1 protein-coding gene is annotated in these 554 nt (G+C 37.0%); it reads left to right on the top strand.

Annotated features, from left to right (window positions below; translation table 11 throughout):
• On the top strand, positions 1-528 hold a 528-nt coding region (locus H6A27_RS15860), incomplete at its 5' end, for an IS30 family transposase (protein ID WP_204509207.1).
• Positions 529-554: the final 26 nt, after the last annotated feature.

Below are 554 nucleotides of genomic sequence, written 5' to 3'. Positions count from 1 at the left end.
AAGACAGCAGGAAAAAGCATGATTCCTGACAGGGTATCCATCCATGAAAGACCGGCAGAAGCCAATGGAAAAAGATTTGGAGACTGGGAGATGGATTTAGTTATTGGAGTAGAGCAAAAAAGTGCAGTTCTTACAATAATTGAACGAAGTAAGAATATGTTTCTACAAACAAAACTTCCATCCAAGAAACCTGAGGATGTAGAGAAAGCCGTAGTAAGACTTCTGCTCCCTTTCAAAAAACATGTGTATACTATCACAACAGATAATGGAATTGAATTTCGTAATCACAAGGCTATATGCAAAGCGCTGGATTGTACTGTGTATTTTGCAGATCCATATTGTTCGGGACAAAAAGGGGCAATTGAAAATATGAATAAAATACTTCGGGAATATTTCCCTAAAGGTACAGATTTCAGACAGGTGTCTCAAGCGGAACTGAACAAAGTACAATATCAAATTAATGATAGACCGCGCAAAAAATTAGGGTTTTCAACCCCAAAAATCGAGTTTTATAAAAGTATTTGCTAATTTTGCACTTGCCACTTGACTCTACA

The sequence above is a fragment of the Bacteroides caecigallinarum genome, from assembly GCF_016902295.1.
GTDB classification, from domain to species: domain Bacteria; phylum Bacteroidota; class Bacteroidia; order Bacteroidales; family Bacteroidaceae; genus Phocaeicola; species Phocaeicola caecigallinarum_A.
Note: the sequence above shows the minus strand (reverse complement) of the source record. Positions and strands in the feature narration are given on the sequence as shown.